Source organism: Micromonospora sp. NPDC051924, from assembly GCF_055586005.1.
In genome coordinates this window covers 1-18,574 of record NZ_JBVJJA010000067.1, presented here as the reverse complement: position 1 = coordinate 18,574, position 18,574 = coordinate 1, and the positions used below count along the sequence as shown (strand labels likewise).

Below are 18,574 nucleotides of genomic sequence, written 5' to 3'. Positions count from 1 at the left end.
GCTGTCTCCTTCCTCTCTCTCTCGCTTTGCGCTCGCTCGCCTCTTCCCGCCCCCCCCCTCCCCCCCCCCCCCCCCCCCCCCCCCCCCCCCCCCCGACCCCGGGGTTGTCACTGGCTGGGTGGTGTTGGACGGCGGCCGCGGTGCAGCGGCCAGAGGCGGGGGCCGCTGGGCAGGTGCAGCGGGAGGTCCTGCCGGTAGCCGTTAGCGGCCAGCAGGTCCCGGGCGGCCTCGGTGGTGACGACGGCGTAGATCGGGTCGCCGGTCTGGTCGACGACCCGGTGGTGTTCGTGCAGCAGCTCAGCGGCAAGATGCCAGTCGTAGCCGGGCTGGACGGCCAGCCAGGACAGCCAGTGGTGCGGCGCGGCGGGCCGGTAGCTGCGCATCAAGGCATACAGTTCGCCGAAGCGGGGTACGGCGCGGCCGGCGAATGTGGTGAGGTGGTAGTCGCCGAGCGGCCAGCGTTCCGGGTCCAGGTTGTGGCGTTGCCATACTGCGGCGGCGGACCAGTCCAGGGTCACGTAGACGTGGCCGGTTTCGACGGCGTGGTCGACCTCGACGGCGAGCAGCCGGTGCAGCACATCGGGCCGCTCGTTCGGGTTCGGTACGAGCCAGTCGGCCAGGGGGTCGTGGGCCAGTCCGTCGACCAGCAGCGCGGTGACGGCGGCGACGTCTCTCGGGCCGGCGCGGCGGACGCGGCTTGTCATGGCAGCGGTGTTCACAGCCACCGCCGGTGCAGGGGCGCCGGTGGCGGGAACGGTGAGCGGATGCCGCCGTGGAGTTGTCCGCGCCACATGGGCCAGAACGGTGGTCCGTCGGGTGATGGGCGCATCAGGGTCTCGGCTTTGTATGCGTGGCGGGCGTACAGGTCCCGGTTGCGGGGGTCGCTGGCCTCCAGGTACGCCGGCAGGTTCTCCCGGTCCAGGGCTTGGTGGGCGTGGGTGAGTAACGCCGACCCGACGCCCTGGTTTTGCCGGGCGGGGTCGACGCCGAGATAGGCGAGGTAGTCGTGTGGCACGCGGGGATGGCGGGCCTCGAACATGGCGCCGAGGAGCAGGAACTTTGTCGCGTACTTGCCGGTGGCCTCTTCCAGTCCGTATGTGTGGTCGGGCAGGGGCGAGGGCGTCTCGTCAAGCCGGTACCAGATCGCCGCGCCGGACAGGTCGTCGGTGGTGTCGACCGTGCCGTGGTGCATGCCGAGGTCGAGCATGAGTCCCAGGTAGTCGGCGAACACGGGCAGCCGGTCGGCCGGCTGTGGGACCGCCCACTCGGCGACGGTCCCGGTGGAGAAGGCGGCGGCCATCACGGACACGAGTTGGGGCAGGTCGTCGGCGGTGGCGGGGCGGACGGTGAGGTCGGTGCGCGTGGTGGGCATATGGGCGCCTCCTCAGGCGGGCTGGTGGACGGGGTCGGGGGTGCGCAGCTGCGCGGCGGCGCTGTCGGCGCCGAGGCCGATCGCTTGGTAGACGCCCGGTCGGGCGGCGCGCAGGATGAGCGCCCACGCCAGCCCGACCAGGGCGGCGACGGCGTACCCGGCGGGGAACCACCAGCGCAGCGGGGATGTCGGTGCGACGCCGAGGAGGGTGTCGAACTGTTTGACGGTGATCACGAGGATCGCGCCGAGGGCGAGGGCGGACAGGGCCGGCGCGATCGCCGTCCGCCAGAGTCCGTCGCCGTTGTTGGTGCGGGTGAAGAACGCGACGACGGCGATAGAGGTGACCGTCATCAGGATCAGTACCCCGAGGGCGCCGAGGGAGGTGAGCCAGAAGAACAGGTGCACGATCGGGTCCGCGTCGGCGAGGACGTAGCCGGCGAGCACGATCGCGGCGAGGGTGGTTTGCAGCAGCGATCCGGCCTTCGGCGCACCGGTGCGGCGGCTGGTGCGGCCGAGCAGGGCCGGGAGCACCCGCTCGCGGCCGAGTGCGAACGCGTACCGGGCCCAGGTGTGGTGGAAGGACAGTAGGGCGGCGAACAGGCTGGTGATGAACAACCACCGGCCGAGGGTGACCAGGCTTGAGGCCAGGTGCGGCGAGATGAGGTTGAAGATCAGATCGGTGCCCTGGTTCTGCGCCGCTTCCACGATCTTGTTCGGGCCGGTGGCCACGGACATCGCCCACGCCGACACCCCGTACAGCAGACCGGTTACCGCCACGGCGATGTAGGTGGCCCGGGGAACGGTCCGGCGGGGGTCTTTGGTTTCCTCGGCGAACACCGTGGTGCCTTCGAACCCGACGAAACCGGCGATGCCGGTGACCAGCGCGGCGCCGACGCCGGGCCCGAGCAGGTTGCCCGGGGTGAGGGTGTCGAGCGTGACGGTGTCCGTGGCGGGGTGGCTGACCATCACCGCGTCGTAGACCAACGCGATCACGCACTCGGCGATCAGCAGGACGGCGAGGACCCGACCGTTGAGGTCGATGCGCAGCACCCCCAACACGGCGATCACCGCGCAGGCGGTGAAGGCGCACAGCCACCAGGTGGTGTCGGTCCCGTACCGGTCGTTGAGGAAGCCGGACAGCACCGCCCCGAACACGCCGTAGAGGCCGATCTGCATAGCGCCGTAGCCGACCAGGGCGACGAGCGCCGCCGCGACTCCGGCTGGCCGTCCGAGGCCGCGGGTGACGAAGGAGTAGAACGCGCCGGCGTTGACGATGCGCCGGGACATGGCCACGTAGCCGACGGAGAACAGCATGAGAACCGCAGCGACCACGAGGTAGGCCAGGGGGATGCCGAGTACGCGGGTGACGGCGTAGCCGGTCGTCGCGCCGCCCGCGACAGCGGTCAAGGGCGCGGCAGCCGCCACGACGAAGAACACCACGGCGGCGATACCGAGCCGGCCGCGGGCCAGCACCGCGGAGACGGTGTCAGGACGAGATGAGGACATGACGAAGTGATCCCCTTTCAGGGATTGATGGGGTGGAAAGGATGTGCTGCCGCAGCCTGATTGGTTAGGTGCGGTGGCTCAGGACGGCGTGACCGATCGCGGTGTCCAGGTCGGCGAGGAGGTCACGCATCGGCTCCGGGGCTTCCCGCAGCAGCCGGCGTAGCTGCGCGCCCACGGAGTACGCGGCGCCGTCGAGGATGAACTGATCCAGCCGGCAGGATGCACAGATGCCGGCCAAGGCGAGGTCGAACGGGCTCAGCTCCTCGTACTTGCGCAGCTTGGTCGACAGTCTGGCCCACGACCAGGCCGCGACGTTGATGTCCGTCGGCACGTGCACCGTGATAGCGCTGCCGAACATGCCGAGCATCCGGCGCTGCTGTTGGGGGCGGACCTTGCCCGCCTGGAACAGCCGTTGCGCCACCTGATCGGGGGCGGTCTGCGCGAGGTACGCCAGCCATGTGCGGGTGGCGGTGTGCTGTGATTCGGCGACGAGCCGGTCAAGGACGAGGTGCTGCAGCCAGTCCGATGGCGCTCGGGCGTCGAGCACGAGCAGGTTGCCTCGGCTGAAGGTGATGTGACCGGCGGCGGCCAGCTCGCCGAGCAGCGCGGCGGCCAGCCCGTGGTTGATCGCGCTGCCGTGCAGTCTGGGTCGACCGGTCTGGTCGTCGTGAGCGATCAAGTAGAACTCGTCCGCGAGCAGCATCGGCCCGTTGGGGGCGGCGTGTCGCTGGTGCCGGTGGCGGACGCGGGCGGGGTCGAGGTGCATGTGCACCGTCGGGCGGTCGTCGTCTGCGCCAGGAGGTGTCGTGGTCACCGCTGCTGGCCTTCCTCGATCACGGCGTCTGCGGGGGTGGGAATGTGGAGCTGGGCGAGGACGAGCAGCCCGGCCGGACTGCGGCGAAGCTGGTCCAAGGCCCACGCGTATTGCTTGCAGTCCTTGCTATCGGTGCAGTTGAAGCAGGTGCCGCCGTCAGCGTGCTGGACCGCTGTCCGGCGAGTCGAGTCGAAGACCCCGGCGGGGTGGCCGCCGTCGTCGATCGGGCTCATCGCAACCTCGCGGCGCGGTCTAGCGCGGCGGCCCTGACACGAATCTCGATGCAGGGCGGGTGCTGGTCATCGGCGGGGTACTGGCACTCGGGGCGGTGCCCAAGCACCCACAACCACTCGTCGCCGGGCTTGGCGAGGTCGGTTCGGACCCGGTGTACGAGCACGTCGATGTGGGTGCCTGCCGTGAGGTCGAGGCCGATGGACCACTGATCGCAGTTGAGCTGGAGTACCGTGCCCGGATCGACGTATGGGAAGGGGGACGAGCCGTTCACGGCCGCCGTCCTCGCCGGCGATGCCGAGCCGACCGCGTCGACGTGGCGGTGCCTTCGAGCGACGCCCCAAGACGCGCGGTTGTCTCGGGCGATTTCTTGGGAGCGCGGAAGATCGGGGCCGATGGTGCCGGCGAGGTGCCAGCCACCGTGGTTTCCGTGGAGCATGGCCGAGCCCTCGCAGTCGATACCGAATGGCTTTGAACGTCTGTTCTCCGCGCCTGGGTAAATCACTTGAAGCGCCCCATCGCCATCACCTCCGTCTGGGAAAAGCGCGGCCAGCCCCACCTCGGCTTCGAGCGCGCTCCCTCGGTCCTGTAGATGCCGGGTCGACCGCCTGGGGATCGCAGCGGCCCTGCATCCAAATCATGGGCGAGACTGCTCCCACCGCACTTCGTCACTCGGGCTGTGGCTTCCTTGGACGGCGGCGTCATACGACAGCGCCGTTGCTGGGTTGCCCTCCCGGTGGCCGCACCTTCGTGGCGACCATCGGAACCAGGCGACGTGCGCCGACCCACGCCATTCACAATCGCCTACGGCAGCAGCGGCGGGAATCCCGACCTACGGTCCGACCTCGTGTCTGACCTGTGGTCCAACGTCGTTTGACCTGCGAAAATGGCAGCTTGAACCGGTCGGGCGGTGGTCCTCCGTGCGGATTGCAGAGGTGAAGAAGCTGCATCTAGTCGGTCGGGTGCGTCCAGCGTGGCTCATGGAAATGGTGGCTCGTCACCAACCCTCGATAATCGAGCCGCGCACCGTGCTGAGCAGCGCTCGCAAAGACCACGCATCCGCGACCCGCTAATGCTCGTCGAGAGCAGCGCGGGCTGGTCGGCCAGTTCGCATCGAGACATGTATTGCCCCAGGCGATACGGCAGATCTTCCGGTTCTCTACGTTGACTTCGAGTGGGTCAATACGCTGGAGCGCGGGAAGAAGCAATAACCGTCGGCGCTCGACAACATCACCTTCGCCGGCAAGCGCCAACCCGGCGGGGGTAACGCTTCATTGACTTACGACACGTCGTTTAGCGGCCCGCGGTGCAGGGGGCGGCGAAGGCGAACACGCACGCCGGTTACATCCGGGGAACTCTCAGTCAACTCAAAGCCCGCGGGCGTGAAGTCCGCGGCGACCGCCGCAAGTTCACCCGATGGTGAGGTTCTCTCCATGGCGATCACGATCTCGTCGACGCAATCGAGGTTGTCATGGAATGCGCCGAAATGCTGGGTGCCTACGGCCAGGATGGTCCGCGAGCCTGCCGCATAGCAGGTCGAGAGCCACTGCCGGATGTCGCTGATCGGGTCGCCGGGCAGTGTGAAGTGTTCAGGGGCATGACCACCGGAGATGCCCTCCTCGATTGCCTTGCCACCGAGCACGAGGTCTACCCTGGTGCGCAGGTCAGCAGTCAGTCGCTCGTCGACGTCATGGCTGCTCTTGTCGCCGAGGGCATAGGCCCAGGTGAGGTGGGGGCGACGGCGGCGGGTGGCTGCGAGCCAGGGGCCGAGGACGGTGAGTGTCTCGTCGGGAATCACGTTGGTTTCGACGTCGATGCCGTGGGCGGTGAGCACGGCGGCGCCTCCGTCGCCTCGGGATGTGGGGTCAATGACGCTGATGACGACGCGGACGATGCCGGCGTTGATGAGTTCTTGGCGGCAGGCCGGGGTGACGCCGATGTGATTGCAGGGTTCGAGTGTGACGACGGCGGTGCCGCCGCGCGCTGCAGCGCCAGCTGCGCTCAGAGCGTTCACCTCGGCGTGCGCTTCTCCCTTTCGCCGGTGGTAACCGGCACCCACAGCCTCACCGTGGCGATCGAGGATGACGCAGCCGACGGGTGGGTTCGGGCTCGTGGTGCCCAGCCCGAACGATGACAGCATGATTGCCTGTCGCATCGCGGCCAGTTCCGTGTCGGATGCCATCAGATTGCCTCCTTGAGATCGTCGAGGAAGGCGCGGACGTCCGGTAGTTGCTGGTGTCCGCTCACCAAAGCGCCCAGCTGCGTGAGTTGGTGCAGGATACGTCGGGACCCCGCCCGGCGCGCGATCGGCAGTGCGTGGTGTGCCGTCGCCGCAGCCACGTCGGGTTGGCTCGCCGCCGCGTGGGCGGTGGCCTTGTTCAGCAGGGCAGAGGCGAAGTCCTGGCGATGCCCCGGCGGAATCCTGGGAAGAGCCTCGTCCAGCACGGTGATTGCCTCCTCTGGTCGCTGCGCCAGCCGAAGGCATGCCCCACGGTGTACCTCGATGTAGCCGCTGGTGCAGTAAGTGCCGTGCTCGCCCTCCGGCTTTCCTGGATGGCGGTCCGCTGCCCAGCGATGCGCGTCGTCCAGCAGGCGCATAGCCGTGTTGTGCTCGCCCGTTACGGCGAGAGCGTGTGCGTGCTGGACACGCAGCGCCGCCCGCATCGGTCCGGGCAGCTTCTGGTCGTAGAGCAACGCCGCTTCGGCCTGCTCGACGGCCTGGGCGGGGTATCCGCTCGTCAACCACTGCTGGCTGCTGCGGTAGGTGGCCCAGGCGGTCATGGTCGGATCATCAATCTGAGCTGCCCAGGTGAGTGCTTGTTGTGTCCAGTGATGGCCCGCCGGGTGGTCGTTGAGCGACTGGTTTAGCCAGGCCGCGGATTCGGCGTACTGGGCGGCGAGGCGGACGAGGGAGGGTCGGAGCGCTTGTGGCACTTCACACAGAAGGTCATCAATCGCTGTCAGTTGCCTTGCGACGCCCATCAGGGCGTACTCGGGGCCGAACATCTTGTCGTTCTGGACCAGAAGATGCCACTGATCGCGCAGCAAGTGGAACGTCTCGTCCCAACTGCCTGGGCGAGGCTCGGCCGCTTCTTCGGCGACGTATTTCGCATCAGTACGTCGAGGGCTGTAGAGGTCGAGGTCCGCATCGGCGATGGCACCGAGTACGTGGCGCAGAGCTGCCCGACGCGCCTCGCTGGGCCACCGATGCTCGCCACGCTCCAGCTTGCCAACCCACCGGAAGTCGACGTAGTGGGCAGCGACGTCGCGGCCTGCGTAGATTCGCTCGAGGGCCGCATTGACCGCATCGGCCAGTTCACTACGGGACATGCACTGACCAGGTCGTACAGGTGAGGGTAAGCGCCTTCGGGCTCTTCTTAGCATGGTGTTTGGCCTGATCATCGTATCCGGATGGCGAGGCACCGTCTCTCCCCTCAGCCCACATGCCAGCCCTGCCGACTATGCCACCGGCTGTCTAGATCAGACACCTCGTATGCAAATCAGGAGGCGACACAGGGGTGGCAGCAAAGTCGGACCGCAAGTCGGCATTCCCCCATCGTGCACTCAGGAGTGATCGTGTGAGGCGTACTAGGTGAAGGTCCGGCGGGAGCGGACCGCTCTACAGCCCTCTGAACGTTGTGGAGGACAACGGCGACGATCCGCGGTGATGCGCCGCGGGCGTTTGGTCTCGCCAACGCTGGAGCCTTCGCAGGTTGGTAGTGGGTGTGTTGTCCGAGGCTGTGTTCGTCCTTGGGCGGATAGCGGAGAGAGCGCGTCGTTCGGATGGGGCGGCCGTGACGGTTAAGGAGAGTGACGCCTAAATGAGTGTCGGCACGATGGGCAGCGAGGGCCTGCGTAATGCGATGGTCGACCAACTGATCGTCGATCATGAGGCCAAGGGGCTGGTGATGCGGCCCGAGGTTGAGGCGGCGCTGCGCGCAGTCCCACGCCACCTGTTCACGCCGGATGCTTCGCTTGAGGAGGCGTACCACGCCGACCAGGCCGTGGTCACCAAGCGGCGCGGCGACGAGGCGATCAGCTCGGTGTCGGCGCCGTCGCTGATCGCGGAGATGCTCGGTCAGGCAGCCGACGCCGTCGACGGCGGCTTGGCCGGCCGCCACGTGTTGGAGATCGGATCGGGTGGCTATAACGCGTCGCTGCTACGCGAGCTGGTAGGTCCGTCGGGTTCGGTCAAGACCGTGGACATCGACCCCGAGGTGACCGAGCGGGCCGTGGCGTGCCTGGCGGCGGCTGGCTACGACGACGTGGCCGTGGTGTGCGCGGACGCCGAGCAGCCGATCGACCCGGGTCGCTCCTACGACTTGGTCATCGTCACGGTCGGGGCGTGGGACATTCCCCCGGCCTGGACGGGACAGCTCGCCGAGAACGGAACGCTGGTCGTACCGCTGCGGACGTTCGGGATGACGCGCTCGTGGGCGATGCGCCGGAAGGGGGACCGGCTGGTCAGCCACAGCCAGCGGTTGTGCGGGTTCGTGTCGATGCAGGGCGCCGGGGCGCGTGAGGTGCGGTACGTCGACGTCGCCGACGGGGTGCACCTTCGGCTGGACGAGGACCAGCAGTTCAACTGGCACGTCGTAGGTGGGCTGTTGGCGCAGCCACCGGCGCGGGCATGGGCCGGGGTGGGCCTGCGGCCTCGCACCGTCCTGGCGGACCTCGACGTGTGGCTGGCGACCCGCATCACCGATGCGGGACAGCAGTTCGTTGTTCTCACGGCTCAGCAGGAGGCCGTCGATGCGGGCGTCGTTGCCCCGGCGTGGCGCTTTGGCACGCCCGCCGCTCTCGGTAGCGGCGCGTTCTGCTACCGCTCGACGCTGCGCTGGAACGACGGCGACATGTTCGACCTGGGCACACGTGCGCATGGGCCCGATGCCGCGGCGGCGGCCGCTCGGATGGTCGGACACATGCGCGCATGGCTGGACGCGGGCAGCCCTTCGCCGGTGCTGCACGTCCTGCCCGCTGGTACTCCCGACGGCGACCTGCCGGCCGGGACGGTGCTGGACAAGCGGCACAGCCGCTTCGTCCTCACCTTCACCCCCGCATAGAAGGGAACGCACGTGAACGAAACGGACGCCTCGGAGTTCACCCTGGACGTCACCCTGGTCGACGCCGGCCCCACCGCGGGCGGCTACGCCACCGCCACCGACGACGGGTGCGGCTCGGGCAACACCGGTTCCAACGCCTGCACGACCAGGTGCGACGGCGGCAACTGACCCATCCGCTCCTCTCACACGGTCGGGCCCGGCGTCGAGCGCGCCGGGCCCGTCGATTCGGTGGTGCAACATGATTCCCGCAGCTGGTGCGGCGCTGATCAGAATCGCCGCCTACCCCAAGGGCCTCGTTCTGCCTCCCTGGCCCGACGATGCCCACGGTCAACCAGAGCAGTGGCGCGAGTGGCTGGACAAGACGTGGAAGCTGCCCGGGTTCGCGGCGGCTGTCGCCTGCGCGGCACCGCAGCTGGCCGAGCAGCTTCACCGCGCTGTGGCCGGCGAGCCTCTGTCACCGCGGCGGCTGCGGCGGCTGGTGCAGTCAGTGGTCCGATACCTGCTGCGCTGGACCACCCGTGCGACCCCGTTCGGCATGTTTGCCGGCGTGGCCCCGGTTCAGTTGGGCGTTCGCGCGGCGGTTCGTCTGGGCGAGGCACATCAGACGGTCTCCCGCCCCGGCGGCCAGTTCATCGCCGAGCACACCGCGCGTGCCGAACAGGATCTCGCTACCCTGCGCACGGTCGTCGTGGTGACGAACTCATTGGGATACCGACGCGGCGACAGGTGGGTTCTGCCCTGCGCCCACGCCAGCGCCGATCGACGGTGGGACGTTGAGGTCCGCCTGACCGGCCCGATCCGGGCTGCGATCCAGGCGGCGCGGTCCCCGGTCAGGTTCGCCGAACTCGCCGCAGCGATCGCCGGACTCCCCAGTATCGGCAGTGCCGAGCGGCTGCTGGCCGAACTGGTCCACAACGGGGTGCTGCTGTCGGCCCTACGCCCACCTATGACCGCCACCGACCCGGCCGCACACGTCGCCCGCCACTACACCATTCCGGAGCCGGGCAGCCGGACCGCCGTCGATCTACGCGCCGACATCGCGGTGACGCTGCCCCCGCCGGTGCTGAACGAGGCAGAATGGGCCGCGTCGACGCTCGTGGCGGTAGCGCCGCCTCCCGCGGCCGGGTGGGCCGAGTACCACAACGCGTTCATCGAGCGGTGGGGTCCAGGAGCGGCTGTTCCCATCCGTGAGGTGCTGAACGTGCTCGGGTTTCCGGCTGGCTACCGGGGATCCACTCGCCGCGCCCCAGCGCCGTTCACCGCCCGCGACCGGCTGCTCGGACAGCTCGCGCAGCAAGCCGCACTCGACGGCTGCGCCGAAGTGGTGCTCGACGACGCGCTGGTCGTCCAGCTACGCGGGAATGACGACCGACCGCCGATCCCGCACACCGAACTGCGGTTCACCCTCGCCGCCGACACCCCGCACGACCTGGACCGCGGCGCGTTCACCCTGACGGTGCTCAGCGGGTCCCGCCACGCCGGCGTCGCCGCAGCCCGGTTCCTGCATCTACTCACCCCCGCCGAAGTCGCCGGATTCCAGCAGGTCTACCGGCATCTGCCGACCGCCCTTCCTGGCGCGACCGCGGTGCAGCTGTCCGGACCCCCGCTGGACGCTCGCCTTACCGCAGTGGCCCGGACGCCCGAGCTGCTGCCCGTCCTTCCTCTCGGCGACTTCCACCCGGCACCGCCGTACACGATCGAGGACCTGGCGGTGACCGGCGACGGACGCCGGTTGTGGCTGGTATCGCTGGCCACCGGTCAGCCTGTCGAACCGCTGCTGTTCAACAGCGTGCTGCTGCCCACGCTGCAGCAGCCGCTGATGCGGTTCTTGACCGAGATCTGGACCGCATGGACGGCACCGTGTAGCCGGTTCGACTGGGGACACGCCAGCGGTCTGCCGTTCCTACCCCGCCTGAGGAGAGGACGCACCATCGTGCACCCCGCTCGCTGGATCATCGACCACACCGCGCTTCCCGCTCAGGGCACCGCATGGGAGCAGTGGCGCACCGCCTGGCAGCGACACCGCCACCAGCGGCACATGCCGCAACAGGTCCTGGTCGGCGACGACGACATCCGCCTCCGCCTTGACCTGGATGACCACGCCCACCTGGCGGTCCTACGCGACCACCTCGACCGGTCTCCCCGCACCGTGCTCACTGAGGCTCCAGGGCCAGCGGGGTGGATTGATGACCGCCCCGCCGAACTCCTGCTCACCCTCACCTGCCCCGCACCGGCTGCCCAACCCGCCCGAACCGCCCGAACCGTCCGGACCGCCACCACTGCTCAGCACTGGCCCGGGCGGTCACGGTGGCTGGAGGCACACCTACACGGTCGGCTCGATGACATCCTGGCCGACCTCACTGGCCGCCCCGCCGACTACCTACCGGCCGGCTGGTGGTTCCTTCGGTATCCTGACCCCGAGCCGCACCTGCGGCTACGCATCCCGCTTCCGGACATCGGCCGGTTCGCCGACACCGCTCGCCATCTCGCTAGCTGGGTGCAGCACCTGCACGATGACGCCGTCTTACACGACTACAGCCTGCACCCGTACCGCCCGGAAACCCGCCATGGCATCGCAGCGACCCTCGCCGCCGCCGAGCAGGTGTTCGCCGCTGACTCCCGTGCCGCCCTACACAGGCTCACCGGCGACCGACAAGCCGCCACCGCCGCAGGGATGATCGCCATCGCTGACGGCTTCACCGGCGACGGGCCGCGCTGGCTCGCCACGCACGTCGCCCACCGGACCGGTCTCCGCCTCGAACCCGCCCAGCTCGAACATGCTCGACGCCGAGTGCATGACGAGCGACTCGCGGCAGCGCTGGCCGCCTACCGGTCGTTGATCGTCGATGACGGGCTCGACCCCGACGAGGTGCTGGGTGAGCTGCTGCACCTGCACCACGCCCGCATGATCGGCGTCGACCCCGGCTCCGAACGGCACTGCCTGCGGCTGGCCCGAACCATCGCCCTCACCACCATCTTCGCCGGGCGTAGACCGTGACCGCGGGACAGTCCCTCGCCGACGGCGCGGCCGGCATCGCCCTGCTGCACCTGGAAACCGGCAACCGGCCCGCAGCGTACGGCGCACTGCGCCACGCCACCGCCGGTGGCGTGAGCATCGCCGATGGGGCCAGCCTCTTCTACGGCGCTCCCGCCCTCGCATACGTCCTCGCCACCACCGACCACCCGGGGCTCACCCCGGCACGAGCGACCACCGCCGACGGCGCCGCCACGGTGACCCGCCGACGGCTCGACGCCGCCCACCGCCGCATCGACCAACACCAGCAGCCGCACTACGCCGAGTACGACCTCATCCGCGGACTGACCGGGCTCGGCGTCGTTCTACGCCGGCTCGGCAATCGCGACTTGCTCCGTCAGATCCTGGACTACCTCGTCCGGCTCACCGAACCGCGACGCGAACTGCCCGGCTGGTGGTGCTGGAACGGACCCCAACGCCGCCAGCCACCGCCCGTCGGCGGTCACGCCAACTTCGGCATGGCCCACGGCATCACCGGCCCACTGGCACTGCTCGCCCTCACCCTCCGCGACGGCATCACCGTCGCCGGACACACCACGGCGATCAACCGCATCAGCCAATGGCTGGACACCTGGCAACAGGACACCGACGGCACGATCTGGTGGCCGCAAACCATCACCCTCACCGACCTACGCCGCGAAACACCGGCCCAACAAACCTCGCTGCAGCCATCCTGGTGCTACGGCACCCCCGGCATCGCCCGCGCCCAGCAACTCGCCGCACAAGCCCTGCATGACACCGCCCGCCAGCACCTCGCCGAGACCGCGTTCACCACCTGCGTCACCGACCCCGGACAACTCCGCCGGCTCACCGACCGCAGCCTGTGCCACGGCACCGCCGGACTGTTGGCCACCGCCCGCCGCGTCGCGTTCGACGCCCTCAGCCCCATACCCCTCGACACCGTCGAAGATCTCCACCGGCAGGCCACCCCCACCACCGATGAGCCCGAGGGACTCCTCGAGGGCAAGGCAGGAGCCGACCTCGTCACCGCCGTCACCACGACCCCGTGGGACGCCTGCCTCCTCCTCACCTGACGAAAGAGCCGACGTGGACCACAGCCCCTGGCATCAGATCAACATCACCTACCCCGGCCAGACCGCCCAGGAGCGCGAGCAACACGCGGTCGCCCACCTCAGTCAAGTGCTTCCCGCCGCCCAGAACGCCGGCCTGATCACCGCCTGGTGGTTCATCCGCAAAGGCGCCTGGCGCATCCGCTACCTACCCACAGACAGCCCAGACAGCGGAGACCACGCCCGCTGGCTACTCACCGAAGGGGTCAACTGGACCGGCGACATCTACGAACACGAGACCCACGCGTTCGGCGGCCACGCCGCCATGACCACCGCGCACACGCTGTTCCACCACGACAGCCGCCACCTCCTCACCTACCTCCACCAGCACCCCACTACCCGGCGCGAACAGTCCCTCATCTTGTGCACGGCCCTGATGCGCGCAGCAGCGCTGGACCTCAACGAGCAAGGCGACGTATGGGCACAAGTCCTCGACCACCGCGCAGCACACCTCAACCAGGCACCCGCAGCCAACGCCCCCACGTGGGAGAGGTTCACGGGAGACGTTCGGCGCATCCTGATCGGCGCGCCCCACACCACCGGCGACTGGCACGCCGCATTCGAGAAAGCCGGCGCAGCCCTACATCGCCAACGGGAAAGGGGCAGCCTCACCCGTGGCCTACGGGCAGTAATCGCCTTGCACGTGATCTTCCACTGGAACAGGCTCGGACTACCCGCCACCACCCAGGCCACCCTCGCCCAAGCGGCCCAGGAAGCCATCTTCGGCCCACCCGATCCGCACCTGCCAGACCCGGGAAATGAGAGGAGGAAGGTGGCATGCCCGAGAAGGTAATCACCAACAAGGTTCTCTGCTACGTCGTGCGGAGCGGGCACTCGCCCGTTCTTCTCGTGGTCGACCGGTTGCGGCACCTTGTTGGCGACCGATCGACGGGAATGTCGCTGGGTCACGGAGGAATGTCACGTTTCCCCAGGTGAGGATCGCGAGCCAGTTGCCACTGCTCCCAATCTGCTCCCAGTTTAAGGGGCAACAGCGGAGAAGCCCGTTACCGGTAGTTCCGGCAACGGGATTCCTACCCGCCAATATTCAGAGTGGGCGATGCTGGGATCGAACCAGTGACCTCTTCGGTGTGAACGCTGGTGAGCCTCGTCGCATGTCGTCGAACATCGTTCTGTGCTGTCGATTATGACCGCTTCGCCGTCTCGTGCCTTCCGTCGCTAGTTGTTGCTACGGCTTTCGCTGCCTCCTGGCTGCCCGCCTCGCCCGGGCGGCGACCTACCCGCACTTCAATGTCAGTCCCATCTGCCAACATTGATGCCGGAGGGACAACATGGCTTCAAGGAAGCGGCTTCCTGTTCGACTCCACCGCCCGGTAGATGAGGCTGATCGACCTGGGCGAGTACCGGCCCGAACCGTTCATGCTCGACGCCGACCGTGTCCCCGGCTCCCGCCGCTATACGGCCCCGGAAGAGTTTGTCCGCGGCGCCGTCATCGACCCACGCACCACCGTGTACACCATCGGCCGCACGATCCGGCACCTGCTGGACTCCCCCACCAGTTGGCGGGGATCCCCCGGCCAAAACAACACAGCGACCCGCGCGACCCGCACACCGATACGCCGACGTGGCGGAGTTGGTCGCAGCCTGGCGCTCCACGCTGACGCCATGAGCCACGGCCGGTCTCGGGTGGTTACCGCGCCGCCTCAATCGGCACGGGTCGCTCGCCTTAGGCCCCGACGGCTCTGCTCCCAATCTGCCCCGAATTTACGGGGCAACAGCGGAGAAGCGCCCGTTACCGGTGATTCCGGTAACGGACTTCTAACCTGCACACATCTACGTTGGACCATACGTGGCGGAATCCGAACCGCATTCCGGCAGCTCACGGGCCGATTGTGACGGTTGCACCCGTGCGTCGACGGTTCCCGTAGGTGTCCTGCCGTGCGGGCGGGCTCTGGTGGGCGAGCCCACCCGCTTGCCGCCGAGCCCAACATGCGCACGCTCGTCATCCATGCATGATTGGCTTGTTGCTCTTGCCGCCGGTCGAGGCGAGCATCCGCGACGAGATGGCCAACCGCTTCGCCAGCCCGTAGGTCTTGATCGGGCTGCTGCTGACCGTCTCCTTGTAGAAGATGGCCGCGCGGCCGGTGATGTACCAGCGCCGGGGGGTGTCGTCGCCGTAGGTGAACTGGATAACCGCGTCCTTGCGTCCGAGGCTCACCGGCTGGTGGATGTAGCCGAAGCGGAACGGCTTGAGTTGCTTTCCCTGCAACTGGCGAGCGATGTTCTCGGCGGTGTGCGCCGCGGTCGGCAAGCCGCTCTGGCAGGTGCCGTGGATGACACCGTAAGCCTGGCGGATGGCGGCGGCGTCACCGATGGCGTAGATCTCCGGGTGTGACACCGACCGTAGCGTGGCATCGGTGATGATGCGCCCGTGTTCGTCGGTGGCGATCCCGGCCTCGGTGGCCAGCGGGGCCACGCGCACGCCGGTAGTCCACAAGCAGCCGTCGCCGGCGACGAACTCGCCTCCTTCCAGTTCCACCCCGTCCGGCAGCACCTTGGCCACGCTGACGCCTGCCCGGACGGTCACGCCCAGCCGATCAAGTGCCGCCATCAGGTAGGCGCGGGCCTTGGTGCCCATCATCGCGGCGGGCTCGCCCCGGGTCAGCAGGGTGACCCGGATGTTCGGGTGGGACTCGGCGATCTCGGTCGCGGCTTCGATCCCGGTCAGGCCGGCGCCGCAGACAAGGAATTCGCTCTTGCCCTGGCGCGCGAGGTGCGCGGCCATGTCCTGTGCGCTCTGCGGGCTATTGAGGGTGAAGGCGTGCTCGGCCGCCCCGGGGACGAGGCCGGTGTCGGTGGTGCTGCCGATCGAATAGACCAGTGTGTCGTAGCCGAGCGAGACCCGGCCGCCGTCCACGGTGGACATAGTGACGGTACGTGCGACGGTGTCGATCCCGGTCGCCCAGCCCTGCACGAAGTCGATGCCGGTGCCGGTCACCAGGTCCGGGATGAGGTGCTCGGCGAGCTGTTGGCCGGTGGCGATCTGGTGCATCCGCAGCCGCTCGGTGAACCTCTCCCACGGGTTGACGAGGGTCACGTGCACCCGTCCCTTGGCTCGCTTCGCCGCGCCAAGGGCCGCAAGCATGCCGGTGTATCCGGCGCCGATAACAACTACCTGGTTGGTGTCAGTCATGCCCCACGGACGAGACAGCCGTTGTGAACCGTGAGGTGCTGTGACCGGCGTCACAAACCGGCGACGGCCGTGAGCTTCTCCGGGTTGCTGATCAGGTGAATCTCCCGGGCATGCCCATCGATAAGGTGCAGCACGATGACCGCCGCCGGGGTGTCACCGGAGTAGATGACGATGCCGGGGCCGCCGTTGACCTCGGTCACGACCACGCGCGGCGCCTCTGGCATGCGACCGGCGAAGGTGACAAGCGCCCGCGCCACAAGATCGATTCCGTCGATCGCCTTACGCGGCGACGGTGCCAGCCCGCCACCGTCGCACACCAACCTGACGTCCGGCGCCAGCACCTCCATCAGGGAAGCAAGATCGCCACCAGCGCTCGCCGACATGAACGACTCCGTCACCTTGCGCCGGGTCGCCTGATCGGTGTCGTAGCGGCGCCGCTTGCGGCTCACATGCTCACGCGCGCGCGACGCCGTCTGACGTACCGATTCCGGGCTGCGCTCGACAATGTCGGCGATCTCGCCGTGGGAGTAGCCGAACGCCTCGTGCAGCACGAAGACCGCCCGCTCCAAGGGAGACAACGACTCCAGGACTAGCAGCATGGCCAGCGACACCGACTCCGAGCGGGCCACGTCGTCGGCGACATCGGGCGTGGTCAGAATGGGCTCGGGCAGCCACGGCCCGACATAGGTCTCGCGCCGGGTCGCAGCGCTGCGCAGGCGATCGATCGCCAGGCGGGTGGTCACCCGGACCAGGTAACCCTCCGGGTCCTTAACCTGCCCGATGTCGACAGCGCTCCACCGCAGCCACGCGTCCTGCACCACATCCTCGGCGTCGCTCCAGCGGCCAAGCACACGGTAGGCGACGGCGGTAAGAAGTGAACGATGCTCGGCGAAGACCGTGTCGTGGGGCACCCGCCAAGCATAGGAAAGTACCCTCCAGCCCAGCCTTCGGGCCTCCCATCCTCAGGTACGGACAAGAGCTGGACCTCGACGGTTCAGCTCTCAATCAGCTGCTCCCGGCGGCGGCGCGTCCATGACCAATCGAACCACAAACGCACAGCTAAATAGCGTGATCAAGTTCTTTGGTGGGCGATACTGGGATCGAACCAGTGACCACTTCGGTGTGAACGTGGGTACGGGATGTCGTCGGATGACATCTGGTGTCGTCCGACGTTTCAGAGCATGAGGGGTCTGCTGCCCTGTGTCGTCTCCTGCCGTCCGCTGGTGGTGGTCAGCCGTTTCGCAGCCGTTCGACGGATCCTTTTCGTTCTGCCGTACCGCGCCAGGTGATCGAGGGTGCGCACCACCGTGGAAGTCTCTGCAAGCCTAATCTGAAGCCAGTCGGTCCAGGCCGACAGCGTCTCCTGGGTGAGTTCCGGGAGGGCGCCCTGGATCCGCAGGATGTCGACCTCTCGTGCGCGCCGGGAGGCATACCGCCGGTCGCATTCGTTGCGTGCCAATTCGATCCACTGCTCGCGGCGAGGCGCATCCACCCACTCCATCATCTGGGTTACCACGGCCGCGACCAGCACATCGTCCGGGTCGCGGAAGACTGCGGCGAGCAACTGCGGATGGCACGCCTCACAGCAAATCGCCCTCTGATAGAGCGACCACCGCTGATGCTCGTCGCTAGCGTCCTCGGGTGGTGGTACGTCGAGACACTTGGCAAGGGTCTGAAGATGCGCTTCCAGACGGTCGCCGGCCAGCGATACGTCACCCTTGCGCACCGGCACCATGACCTCCCCTACGCACCTTCCGGCATGCCCTGCCCGGCCAGGGTAGACGCGGCATCAGCCCGCGTGCGATTCATTCTCGCGACGCACTGTCATGGCGCTGTCAGAGCGGAGTCTAGGAACCCGCTGGCCGCCACAGGCACCGTCTACTGATCGACGGTGAAGACGACGTGTCGGCCGGCTTGGGCGGCGCGTTCGAAGAAGGCTATGACGCCGGTGAAGTTCTCCCACGTGTATTCGAAGTCTTCATCGCCGAACTCGGGTCCGTAGTCGGCGACGTCGATCGCCTCGTATCCCGTGCGGAGCCTCTCGCGCGACATCGCGGTGAGGGCGTTAGCTGCGTCGCATACCTGCTCCGGTGTGAGGAGACTGACGATGTATTCCTCGCCCTCGTACAGTTGGCGACCGCCGAGGATGACGGCGTTAAGCGGGTAGACGCCGTTGTCGTAACCCAGGAGGCCGTCCGTCAGGCTGCGGTGGATCGCGTCCCACGCCTTGTCGGTATCCAGGGTCATTGCGTTCTCGGGTAACTGCTGGTCACGGCGATGATCAGGTCGTGTGAGTGGCGGTTGGCTTGGCGGGTGGCTCGGGCGATGTTGGT

General features: G+C 68.1%; 17 protein-coding genes. 6 read left to right on the top strand and 11 right to left on the bottom strand.

Annotation, left to right across the window (positions count from 1 at the left end; translation table 11 throughout):
• Positions 1–107: 107 nt before the first annotated feature.
• The 5 genes from ACZ6S5_RS32150 to ACZ6S5_RS32130 all read right to left on the bottom strand — a co-directional run bounded on the left by ACZ6S5_RS32150 (position 108) and on the right by ACZ6S5_RS32130 (position 3,925).
• Positions 108–704, bottom strand: a complete 597-nt coding sequence (locus ACZ6S5_RS32150) for a hypothetical protein (protein ID WP_466006012.1) — start codon at positions 702–704, stop codon at positions 108–110.
• A gap of 11 nt (positions 705–715) precedes the next feature.
• A complete protein-coding gene (locus tag ACZ6S5_RS32145; protein WP_466006011.1) occupies positions 716–1,372 on the bottom strand; it encodes a GNAT family N-acetyltransferase in 657 nt (218 codons plus the stop codon).
• A 12-nt stretch (positions 1,373–1,384) separates the two neighbouring features.
• Positions 1,385–2,878 carry an APC family permease gene (locus ACZ6S5_RS32140; protein WP_466006010.1) on the bottom strand — a complete coding sequence of 498 codons (1,494 nt, stop codon included), beginning with the start codon at positions 2,876–2,878 and terminating at the stop codon, positions 1,385–1,387.
• A gap of 64 nt (positions 2,879–2,942) precedes the next feature.
• Entirely contained in the window at positions 2,943–3,692 is a 750-nt protein-coding gene (locus ACZ6S5_RS32135) for a GOLPH3/VPS74 family protein (protein ID WP_466006009.1), read from the bottom strand.
• Positions 3,689–3,925, bottom strand: a complete 237-nt coding sequence (locus ACZ6S5_RS32130) for a hypothetical protein (protein ID WP_466006008.1) — start codon at positions 3,923–3,925, stop codon at positions 3,689–3,691. Before ACZ6S5_RS32130 ends, ACZ6S5_RS32135 begins: the two co-directional genes overlap by 4 nt.
• A gap of 59 nt (positions 3,926–3,984) precedes the next feature.
• Here ACZ6S5_RS32130 and ACZ6S5_RS32125 point away from each other — a divergent pair, with 59 nt between their 5' ends.
• Positions 3,985–4,398, top strand: coding sequence for a hypothetical protein (locus ACZ6S5_RS32125; protein WP_466006007.1), 414 nt, complete (start codon positions 3,985–3,987; stop codon positions 4,396–4,398).
• A gap of 804 nt (positions 4,399–5,202) precedes the next feature.
• Here the strand turns inward: ACZ6S5_RS32125 and ribD are convergent.
• A complete protein-coding gene (gene ribD / locus ACZ6S5_RS32120; RefSeq protein WP_466006006.1) occupies positions 5,203–6,105 on the bottom strand; it encodes a bifunctional diaminohydroxyphosphoribosylaminopyrimidine deaminase/5-amino-6-(5-phosphoribosylamino)uracil reductase RibD in 903 nt (300 codons plus the stop codon).
• Complete coding sequence (locus tag ACZ6S5_RS32115) at positions 6,105–7,253, bottom strand: hypothetical protein (RefSeq protein ID WP_466006005.1); 1,149 nt, start codon at positions 7,251–7,253, stop codon at positions 6,105–6,107. Before ACZ6S5_RS32115 ends, ribD begins: the two co-directional genes overlap by 1 nt.
• A 491-nt stretch (positions 7,254–7,744) precedes the next feature.
• Between ACZ6S5_RS32115 and fxlM the strand changes: the two genes are divergently transcribed.
• From fxlM to ACZ6S5_RS32090, 5 genes are all read left to right on the top strand, one after another.
• Positions 7,745–8,986, top strand: a complete 1,242-nt coding sequence (fxlM, locus tag ACZ6S5_RS32110) for a methyltransferase, FxLD system (RefSeq protein WP_466006004.1) — start codon at positions 7,745–7,747, stop codon at positions 8,984–8,986.
• 12 nt (positions 8,987–8,998) lie between these two features.
• A complete protein-coding gene (locus tag ACZ6S5_RS32105) occupies positions 8,999–9,154 on the top strand; it encodes an FxLD family lanthipeptide (protein WP_466006003.1) in 156 nt (51 codons plus the stop codon).
• Between the two features lie 70 nt (positions 9,155–9,224).
• Positions 9,225–11,984: a lantibiotic dehydratase gene (locus tag ACZ6S5_RS32100; protein ID WP_466006002.1), complete on the top strand. Its 2,760-nt coding sequence runs from the start codon at positions 9,225–9,227 to the stop codon at positions 11,982–11,984.
• Complete coding sequence (locus tag ACZ6S5_RS32095; RefSeq protein ID WP_466006001.1) at positions 11,981–13,054, top strand: lanthionine synthetase C family protein; 1,074 nt, start codon at positions 11,981–11,983, stop codon at positions 13,052–13,054. Before ACZ6S5_RS32100 ends, ACZ6S5_RS32095 begins: the two co-directional genes overlap by 4 nt.
• Positions 13,055–13,067: 13 nt before the next feature.
• Positions 13,068–13,883, top strand: coding sequence for a thiopeptide-type bacteriocin biosynthesis protein (locus ACZ6S5_RS32090; protein WP_466005999.1), 816 nt, complete (start codon positions 13,068–13,070; stop codon positions 13,881–13,883).
• Between the two features lie 1,167 nt (positions 13,884–15,050).
• Here the strand turns inward: ACZ6S5_RS32090 and ACZ6S5_RS32085 are convergent.
• The 4 genes from ACZ6S5_RS32085 to ACZ6S5_RS32070 all read right to left on the bottom strand — a co-directional run bounded on the left by ACZ6S5_RS32085 (position 15,051) and on the right by ACZ6S5_RS32070 (position 18,488).
• A complete protein-coding gene (locus ACZ6S5_RS32085) occupies positions 15,051–16,241 on the bottom strand; it encodes an NAD(P)/FAD-dependent oxidoreductase (RefSeq protein WP_466005997.1) in 1,191 nt (396 codons plus the stop codon).
• 50 nt (positions 16,242–16,291) lie between these two features.
• Positions 16,292–17,152, bottom strand: coding sequence for an RNA polymerase sigma factor SigJ (gene sigJ, locus ACZ6S5_RS32080; RefSeq protein ID WP_466005995.1), 861 nt, complete (start codon positions 17,150–17,152; stop codon positions 16,292–16,294).
• Between the two features lie 263 nt (positions 17,153–17,415).
• Complete coding sequence (locus ACZ6S5_RS32075; protein ID WP_466005994.1) at positions 17,416–17,973, bottom strand: hypothetical protein; 558 nt, start codon at positions 17,971–17,973, stop codon at positions 17,416–17,418.
• A gap of 146 nt (positions 17,974–18,119) precedes the next feature.
• Positions 18,120–18,488 carry a DUF1877 family protein gene (locus ACZ6S5_RS32070; protein WP_466005992.1) on the bottom strand — a complete coding sequence of 123 codons (369 nt, stop codon included), beginning with the start codon at positions 18,486–18,488 and terminating at the stop codon, positions 18,120–18,122.
• Positions 18,489–18,574: the final 86 nt, after the last annotated feature.